The sequence below is a fragment of the Nocardia fusca NBRC 14340 genome (assembly GCF_001618425.1).
Classification (GTDB): Bacteria; Actinomycetota; Actinomycetes; order Mycobacteriales; family Mycobacteriaceae; genus Nocardia; species Nocardia fusca.
Window position 1 is genome coordinate 1 of the sequence record NZ_BDCU01000014.1, and the last position, 8,483, is coordinate 8,483.

At 68.5% G+C, this 8,483-nt stretch carries 9 protein-coding genes and 1 pseudogene; 1 reads left to right on the forward strand and 9 read right to left on the reverse strand.

Going from position 1 to position 8,483, the window contains the following annotated elements; translation table 11 throughout:
* Positions 1-187: 187 nt before the first annotated feature.
* On the reverse strand, positions 188-865 hold the full coding sequence (purQ, locus tag NF4_RS04570; RefSeq protein WP_063126044.1) for a phosphoribosylformylglycinamidine synthase subunit PurQ: 678 nt from the start codon (positions 863-865) through the stop codon (positions 188-190).
* Positions 862-1,098, reverse strand: coding sequence for a phosphoribosylformylglycinamidine synthase subunit PurS (purS, locus tag NF4_RS04575; protein WP_063126045.1), 237 nt, complete (start codon positions 1,096-1,098; stop codon positions 862-864). The genes purQ and purS overlap by 4 nt, the downstream gene beginning before the upstream one ends.
* A gap of 141 nt (positions 1,099-1,239) precedes the next feature.
* Here purS and NF4_RS04580 point away from each other — a divergent pair, with 141 nt between their 5' ends.
* Positions 1,240-1,884, forward strand: coding sequence for an MBL fold metallo-hydrolase (locus tag NF4_RS04580; RefSeq protein ID WP_063126046.1), 645 nt, complete (start codon positions 1,240-1,242; stop codon positions 1,882-1,884).
* Between the two features lie 20 nt (positions 1,885-1,904).
* On the opposite strand, the pseudogene NF4_RS36275 reads toward NF4_RS04580, so the two are convergent.
* The 7 genes and pseudogenes from NF4_RS36275 to NF4_RS04610 form a co-directional block, all read right to left on the reverse strand.
* Positions 1,905-2,120, reverse strand: a pseudogene (locus tag NF4_RS36275) (dipeptidase); the annotation flags it as partial.
* A 4-nt stretch (positions 2,121-2,124) separates the two neighbouring features.
* The gene (locus NF4_RS04585) at positions 2,125-2,955 is read right to left on the reverse strand and encodes an EamA family transporter (RefSeq protein WP_063126047.1); all 831 of its coding nucleotides are present in this window, start codon (positions 2,953-2,955) and stop codon (positions 2,125-2,127) included.
* Positions 2,952-3,470, reverse strand: a complete 519-nt coding sequence (locus NF4_RS04590) for a MarR family transcriptional regulator (RefSeq protein WP_063126048.1) — start codon at positions 3,468-3,470, stop codon at positions 2,952-2,954. The genes NF4_RS04585 and NF4_RS04590 overlap by 4 nt, the downstream gene beginning before the upstream one ends.
* 104 nt (positions 3,471-3,574) lie before the next feature.
* Complete coding sequence (locus NF4_RS04595; RefSeq protein ID WP_063126049.1) at positions 3,575-4,276, reverse strand: DUF2334 domain-containing protein; 702 nt, start codon at positions 4,274-4,276, stop codon at positions 3,575-3,577.
* Between the two features lie 138 nt (positions 4,277-4,414).
* Positions 4,415-6,589: a S9 family peptidase gene (locus NF4_RS04600; RefSeq protein ID WP_063126050.1), complete on the reverse strand. Its 2,175-nt coding sequence runs from the start codon at positions 6,587-6,589 to the stop codon at positions 4,415-4,417.
* A gap of 70 nt (positions 6,590-6,659) precedes the next feature.
* Positions 6,660-7,619 carry an alpha/beta hydrolase gene (locus NF4_RS04605; RefSeq protein WP_063126051.1) on the reverse strand — a complete coding sequence of 320 codons (960 nt, stop codon included), beginning with the start codon at positions 7,617-7,619 and terminating at the stop codon, positions 6,660-6,662.
* A gap of 179 nt (positions 7,620-7,798) precedes the next feature.
* On the reverse strand, positions 7,799-8,227 hold the full coding sequence (locus tag NF4_RS04610; RefSeq protein ID WP_063126052.1) for an HIT family protein: 429 nt from the start codon (positions 8,225-8,227) through the stop codon (positions 7,799-7,801).
* Positions 8,228-8,483 lie beyond the last annotated feature (256 nt).

The window sequence follows — 8,483 nt, forward strand, 5'->3', positions numbered from 1 at the left end:
CACAGCACCTTCACGAGCAAGCTTCACCCCACACCTTCACGAACAAGCCTCCACCTTTCGGCACCGAGAGCGTGCGACGGCTCTCGGCACCGAGAGCGTGCGGCGCCTTTCGGCACCGAGGGCGTGCGACCGTTCGCGAAGAGAATCGGAGCGAGATCAGCCGGGTAGTCGGGGCCGGCTCTCGAACTCAGGAAGCGACCAGCACGTCCAGCACCGATAGGAACAATCCCAGCCCGTCATCACTCGGCCCGGTCAACGCCTCGGTCGCGTGCTCCGGATGCGGCATGAGCCCTACGACCCGCTTGTTCTCCGACGCGATCCCCGCGATCGAGCGCTGCGATCCGTTCGGGTTGTCGCCCGCGTAGCGGAACACCACCCGGCCTTCGCCTTCGAGTTCGTCGAGGACCGGCTGCGCGGCCTGGTAGCGACCCTCGCCCGATTTCAGGGGAACCAGGATCTGGGCGCCCGGTTCGTAGCGGGAGGTCCAGGCGGTGTCGGTGGCTTCGACGCTCAGCCACTGGTCGCGGCAGATGAAGTGCAGGCCTTCATTACGGGTGAGGGCGCCGGGCAGCAGCCCGGCCTCGCACAGCACCTGGAAACCGTTGCAGATACCGAGCACCGGCATACCTTTGCCGGCGGCTTCGACGACGGTGCCCATCACGGGAGCGAACCGGGCGATGGCACCGGCGCGCAGGTAGTCGCCGTAGGAGAAACCGCCGGGGACCACGACCGCGTCGACGCCTTTGAGGTCGGCGTCGCCGTGCCACAGCGCGACGGCCTCGGCGCCGGCCAGCCGGACCGCGCGGGCGGCGTCGACATCGTCGAGGGTTCCGGGGAAGGTGATGACACCGATGCGGGCGGTCACTGGACGCGCACCACCTTCCAGTCCTCGATCACGGTGTTGGCCAGCAGCGATTCGGCGATCGAGGCGAGTTGGTCGTCGCTGACGTCGTCACCGACCTCGAGTTCGAAGCGTTTGCCCTGCCGGACGTCGGTGACGCCTTCGAATCCCAGGCGCGGCAGGGCGCCGGCTATGGCCTGCCCTTGCGGATCCAGGATCTCGGCCTTCGGCATCACCTCGACCACGACACGTGCCACGGGTTGCTCCTCACAAAAAGGGGTGAGCTGCGCCCGGCGCCGACGCCGGGACGCGGATGGGGTTACCTGAGCAGCCTAATTGCCCGGTGGCCGGAAGGTCGCGGCGGGTGACCGAACATATGCGGTACTAGCCTTGCGTGCATGCATGTAGCCCACTTCGGACACTCCTGCGTACTCGTCGAACTGAACGGGAAGAAGATCCTCTTCGATCCCGGCGCGTTCTCCCACGGTTTCGAAGGCCTCACCGGACTGGATGCGATCGCCGTCACCCATCAGCACGCCGACCATATCGATCCGAACCGGATCGACCCGCTGATCGAGGCGAATCCCGGCGCGCGGCTGCTGTCGGATCCGCAGACCGCCGAACTCCGGGGCGGGACCTGGGAGGCACTGCACGCAGGCAATGTAGTGGACCTCGACGGGCTGCGGATCACCGGCGGCGGGGGCCGGCACGCGGTGATCCACCCCGAACTGCCGGTGATCGACAACACCGTCTTCCAGCTGGGCACCGCCGCCAACCCGACCCAGTTCGTCCATCCCGGCGATTCGCTCTGGGTTCCCTCCACGCCGGTCGATGTGCTCGCCGTCCCTGCCGCGGCCCCGTGGATGAAGATCAGCGAGGCGGTCGACTACCTGCGGTCGGTGGCGCCCCGGCTGGCCTTCCCGATCCACTACGGGATCATCGCCGAGCAGGCCTGGGGTGTGTATTTCAGCCGGCTCGACGAAATGCGCAAGGCCGATACCGAATTCACGATCCTGCGTCCGGAGCACGACGCCGAGCTCTGAACGCGGCCCGCGAATGGTTTTCAGCGGGTGTAGGCCGACAGGAACAGCGCCTCGGCGAGCGCCGGGCGCTCGATCTCGCCCGGGTCGACGCTCTCGTTCGGCGCGTGGATGAGGCAGCGCGGTTCCTCGACACCGAGCAGCATGATCTCGGCGTCGGGATGGGTGTCGGCGAAGACGTGGCACAGCGGGATCGAGCCGCCCTGCCCCTGCGTGGTCGCGGGACGGCCGTAGGCGGCGGCCTCAGTCGAACACGAGGAGCGCGACCGCGAGCAGCGCGGCGATCAGGCCCATTGTCCTTATGCGAGTGAGTTTTTCGCCGAGTACGACCAGACCGAGAACGACCGGTATGACGGGATACAGCGAGGACAGCACCACTGCGATCACCACCAGTTGCTCCCGGCCGGCGAGCAGATAGCAGATCAGGGCGATCGCGGCGGCGGCGCCGGTCGCGAGCGACCACACCACGGTGGCGGGCCGCGGCCGCTCGCCCGTACCACGCAACAGCGGTAGCAGGATGAGGACGGCGGCCACCCGCCCGGCGACCACGGGCCAGATCCCCGCCACCGGATCGCTCTGCGCCAGCGCCAGATACTGCACCGCGATACCCGCCCCCGCGATCAGCGCGTCGCCTGTGCCCGCCGCGCGCCCGCCCGCGCCGTCACCGCCGTGGGAAACGAGCCACAGGGCGGGGACCGCCACGGCCACTCCGACCCAGGCCGCCACCGATGGACGTTCACCGAGCCACAGCACCCCGGCCAGGACCGGTAACGCGACACCGCCGACCGCGCTGACCGGTACCACGGTGCTCATGGCACCACGGCTGAGCCCGCGGAAGAGGAATAGCATCCCCATGCCGGTCCCAAGCCCCGAGAGCGCGCCCCACAGGATGCTCTCGCCGTCCAATTGCCCGGGGAACAGCGGCGCCGCGGCCAGCGCCACAACCAGTCCGCCGAACTGCCCGACGACGGCGACCACGCGCAGGTCGATCCGGCGGGCCAGCAGCCCGCCGGCGAAGTCGGAGACACCGTAGGCGGCCGCGGAGGCCAGGGCCAGGGCCGCACCCGCGGTCATCCGGACCGGTCCCGTTCGGCCTGGCCTACCGGGCAGCAGGCACCGGTGGTGCACGAGCGCCGGTCGCAGAGCCGGCACAGCAGGTCGGCGTTGCCGATATCGGCGCACAGACCGGTCAGCAACTTGTCCAGCAGCAGCGCCAGGGACTCGCGTTCGGCGGCATCGAGCGGGTCGAGCACATTCGCCAAGCCGCCGCCGCGGGCGGCCAGGATATTCGCTGCGGCCTGCCGGCCGCGCTCGGTGAGACGGACGGCGATCTCGCGGCCCTGTCCGGGTCGGCGCTCCACCAGTTCCCGCCGCAGCAGGCTGTCGATCATGCGCGCCGCCGCCGACTGGCTCGACCCGACCCGGCGGCCCAGTTCGGTGCCGCTCAGTCCGGGCGAGCCGGCCAGCACCACCAGCGCCGCGGCCGCGCTGGTTCCGATACCGGTGTCGTCGGCTACCCGCCCGAGCATCAGGTCGGTGACCGCCAGGGCGGCGGCACCCAGCAGGTTCGCGGTCCGGCTATCATGCATGACTCATGCATAACATGCCCGGCGGGGCGGAGTCCACTCTCGTTCCGGCCCGGCCTGGAAATGGGAACCGCCGCCCCGTAATCGCCGAATGGGGCGGCGGAGTCTCAGGCCGCGCGGACGGCGCGGACGGGTTCCCAGCGGTACACCTCGCTGCGCGCCCCGTGATAGAGCGCGAGATCCACCGCGTCCAGCATCGCCTGCCGCGGACCCGGCCGACCCAGCTGCGCGGCCGAAACCGCCAGGCGGAGTACGCCGCCCCGCCGGGCGGTGCGCGCGGCGCCCAGCACGAGCGCGCGGCACCACCAGGGCTCGGCGCGGAACCCCTCCCCGATGCCGTACACCCGCGCCTTCTGCACCGAATTGCGTTCCAGGTCGTGGATACCGGTCAACCCGAGCGAGAGCCGGAAACCGAGCTCGGGCAGCGCCGCGGTCGCACCGGCGGAGACATCCCAGCGGGGCGCGGCGAACAGGCGGGTGCGCAGGCCCACCTGCTCCATGGTCCGGTCGGCGGCGGTCAGCCGCAGCAGCGCCTCGTGTCTGGGCAGTGTCGCGAACTCGGCCCGGCGCCGTTTGGTCGCGGCCTGGTCGTAGCCGTGCAGCACCACGGCGTCCCCGCGACCGCGACGGCCGCGCAACCAGGCCTGGGTGGTGGGGTCGTCGGTAAGCCGGTATCCGCCTTTCAGCCGCGGCGCCACCAGCAGCGACAATCGCACCCCCCGCTGATCCATCTCCTCGGCGAAGCCGATCGCCGCGTCCCGGGTGGCTTCCCGGACGCCCGACACCGAAACGAGCAGCTCAGCGTTCATGTACCAACAATGGCAGCCGCAGGTGTCCGGGGCGTGCAGTGCCGATGACCTGCGCATGCAGGTCCGGTGACCGGCCCGTGGAGCGGATATGGCCGGGCGGCGAACATCGGGACACGATCCGGTCGCCGCCCGGCGGGCCTACTTCTCCCCGAGACCGACGGTGTCCAGCACCCAGGCGTACTCGAAGGCGACCTCGCGCCATTTCTCGTACCGTCCGCTGACCCCGCCGTGCCCGGCGCTCATCTCGGTTTTGAGCAGCAGGGGCGAATCACCGGTCTTGGTGGCGCGCAGTTTCGCGACCCATTTCGCCGGTTCCACATACAACACCCGGGTGTCGTTGATGCTGGTGATCGCGAGGATGGCCGGATAGTCCTTGGCCGCGACGTTCTCATAGGGCGAATACGACTTCATGTATTCGTAGACGTCCTTGTCCGCCAACGGATTTCCCCACTCGTCCCATTCGATCACCGTCAGCGGCAACGAGGGATCGAGAATCGAGGTGAGCGGATCGACGAACGGCACATTGGCCAGCACCCCGGCGAACAGCTCCGGCGCGATATTGGCGACCGCGCCCACCAGCAACCCGCCCGCGCTGCCACCGTCGGCGATCATCCGATCCGGCGCGGTGGTGCCGTTGTCGACGAGATGCTGTGCGCAGGAGACGAAATCGGTGAAGGTGTTCTTCTTGGTGAGTGTTTTGCCGTTCTCGTACCACAGCCGGCCCATCTCACCGCCGCCGCGCACATGCGCGATCGCGAAGACCATGCCGCGATCGAGCAGCGACAGCCGCGACACCGAGAAACCCGGATCCATGCTCGCCTCGTAGGAGCCGTAACCATAGAGCAGCAACGGTTTCGGCCCGGTGGCACGGTCGGTATCGCGCCGGGCGACGACCGAGATCGGAATCCGGGTGCCATCCGCGGCCACCGCCCAATCCCGGTGCTGCACATAATCATTCGCGTCGTAACCGCCGAGGACCGGCTGCTCCTTGCGCAGCAGCAGTGCACCGGTCTCCACCACGTAGTCGAAGACCTGCGTGGGCGTGATGAACGAGGTGAGCCCGAGCCGCAACGTGGGCTGGTCCCATTCCGGGCAGGAACCGAGCCCGGCACTGTAGAGCTCCAGGTCGAATTCCAGCTCGCGCAGTTCGCCGTAGCCGTCCGCGGTCAGCGGCCACACCGCCACCCGGGGCAGCGCCTCGCGGCGATAGCTGAGCACCAGCTGCCCGGAGAAGGCGTCGATATCCTCGAGCCGCACATCGTCGCGGTGCCCGATGAGGGTGCGCAGCCGGGACGGGTCGTCGGCCGGAGCCTCGGCCAGGACGAAGTTCTCCGCTTTCACCCCGTCCACGACATCGTTGTGCAGGATCAGGAACCGGTCCTCGCCCGCCACCACCGCGTGCTCCGCCGAATACTCGACCCCTTCACGACGGGGCAACAGCACCCGGAATTCACCGGTCGGATCATCCGACTCCAGCACCCGGCCCTCGGTGGTGATCTTGGACCCCACCCAGATCATCAGATACTTCTCCGACCGGGTGGCGCCGACGCTCACCCAGTAGCGCTCGTCCGGCTCGTGGAACACCCGCACATCCGCGGCGGACGTGTCGCCGAGCCGGTGCCGCCACACGGTATCGGGCCGCCAGGACTCGTCGACGGTCTGGTAGAAGACGTGGCTGCCGTCCAGCGACCAGGTGGCCCCGGGCGCGGTCCGCGGGATCTCGTCGCCGAGCAGCTCCCCGGTCCGCAGATCCATGAACCGCAAGGTGTAGCGCTCGTCACCGGCGGTGTCCACCGAGAACGCCAGCAGATTCCCGTCGTGGCTCACCGAGAACGCGCCGAGGGCGAAGAAATCGTGCCCTTCGGCCAGCACATTGCTGTCCAGCAGGACCTGTTCGCCGGGAATCTCGGTCCCGACCTCGAGCTGCGGCGGCGTCCAGGCATCGATCCCGGCGGCGTTCGCGTCGATCGGGCACCGGCAGTGCACGCCGTACTGTTTGCCCTCATAGCTGCGCGAGTAGTACCAGTACCCACCGAGCCTGGTCGGCACCGACAGATCGGTTTCCTGGGTGCGGTTCTTGATCTCGTCGAAGATCTTCTCGCGCAGCGGTCCGAGATGCGCCGTCCGGGCCTCCGTATAGGCGTTCTCGGCCTCGAGGTGGGCAATGACCTCCGGGTCCTCCTTGTCCCGCAGCCATTCGTATTCGTCGACGAACCGGTCGCCGTGGTGTACCCGCTCGAACGGGACCGTCTTCGCCGTGGGCGCGACCGCCGCGGCCGCCGCGTCGGTTACCGGACTACCACTGTCAGCCATGGCCACCACCGTAGCGGCCCGCACGCAGGCACCGTCGGAGACCGTATCCGGCGGGTAGCGGCCGAAAGGTTCAGGCGCCGATCGCGGGGCCGATGGTCGGCCAGGACGCCTTCAGCTGGTCGTTCCAGTACGACCACGAATGCGTGCCGACCGGGCTGTGGTCGACCCGCAGCGGCAACCCCGCCGCCCGCGCCTTGCGCTCGAACGAGATCACACAGGTGTCGACCGCGAATTCGATCGGGCCGCCGAGCACGATGTTCTCCGGCAGCTGCGGTTTCAGCTCCAGTTCGTGCGGCCCGGGCAGACCGGTACCGGTCGACAGGAACAGCGTTTTACCGCGCAACCGGTCCAGCATGAGCGCCGGATCATGGGCCGCCCAGTCCGGACTGCCCCCGGCCCCCCACATATTGTTCGGGTTGCCGCCCCTGGTCATGATGGAGAACTGCACCGCGCCGGCCGCCATCGCGGTATCCGGGCAGGCGCTGTACCCGGCGACCGCGGAGTAGAGCCGCGGATGCCGGGCCGCGAGGATATAGGCGGCGTGCCCACCCATGGACAACCCACCGATCGCGTTCCGGCCGTCACCGGCGAAATTGCTGTCGATGATCGGCGGCAGTTCCCGGGTCAGGAATGTCTCCCACCGATAGCGGCCCAGGACCGGATCATCGCGCTGCCAGTCGGTGAAATAGCTGGCCTTACCGCCGACCGGCAGGACGACATTGACGTTCTTGCCGAGGAAGAAACGTTCCGCCTCGGTGGCATTGGTCCAGGTGCTCTGCCCGACGCCCGGATCGAGCCCGTCCAGCAGGTAGTAGGTGGGCCGGCTGCCACCCCCGGCCGGATGCAGCACCTGCACCTGCACGACCTGATCCATGGCGGGCGAAGAGACGAAGACCGCCGACCGCGTCGGGCCGAGTTCATCGATCCGTACGACCTCGGCCGCGGCGGCCGGAGCGGGTCGGAGGACAGGGAGCCCGGCAGCCAAACCGATCACCGCCAGCATCAGTACAGCTATCCGAAAATAACGCATGATCGCACCTCCCTGGCCCACCCCGGAAACTAGCTCATGCCCATGCTCGCCATTTCGCCCGACGACAGCGCACTGTCAGCATCTTCCCAGCAAACATACTGACTACAGTCGACAAAAGATCTTACGTCTCCGTATCGAGACGATCCGCGAAACCACTCCCCCGAGTAGCGAACCCTCGCTCACCGTCCCCGCTGCAGCGCGCCCCGGATGGAACCGGCCAGATAGTCCAGATCAGCCCGCGGCGGCGTCCGCGGCCGCCCCCGCAAACCGAATCCGTCCCCCGGGGTCCGGGGAATGACGTGCAGATGGACGTGGAACACTTCCTGCCCCGCGGTCACACCGTCGGCCAGGAAGAAATTCACCCCGTCGCAGGCCACCTCGCTGTCCCGCAACGCCGCCGCCAGCCGCTGCCCCACCTGGAACAATTTCCCGCCGAGCACCGGATCGAGCTCGGCGAGATCCCGCGCCGGTTTCTTCGGCACAACCAGCAGATGCCCGGGCGTCATCGGCCGGATGTCCATGAACGCGAGCACATCCTCGTCCTCGTACACCCGGCTCGCCGGCGCCCGCCCGGCAATGATGTCGGAAAAGATCGAATACGGATCCATAGCTGTATCTTCTGCGACGCCTCCGGCGTCGCGGGGTCGAGGCCCCCGAAGGTCCCGCCGTTCAGGCCTCGAGACTCGCGGCTTCGCCGCATGCACTTCGAGGCCTGAACGGCGGGACGGGCCTCGACCCTTTCAGGGCCTCGTAAGACTCGGCACAGAGAAGGCGCTGCTATTCGTGAAGGCGATCAGACGCCAGGTCGGCCGGACGGTCGAGTCGGCATCCGATCCGGACATCGAATGCCGACGCAACCCGCAT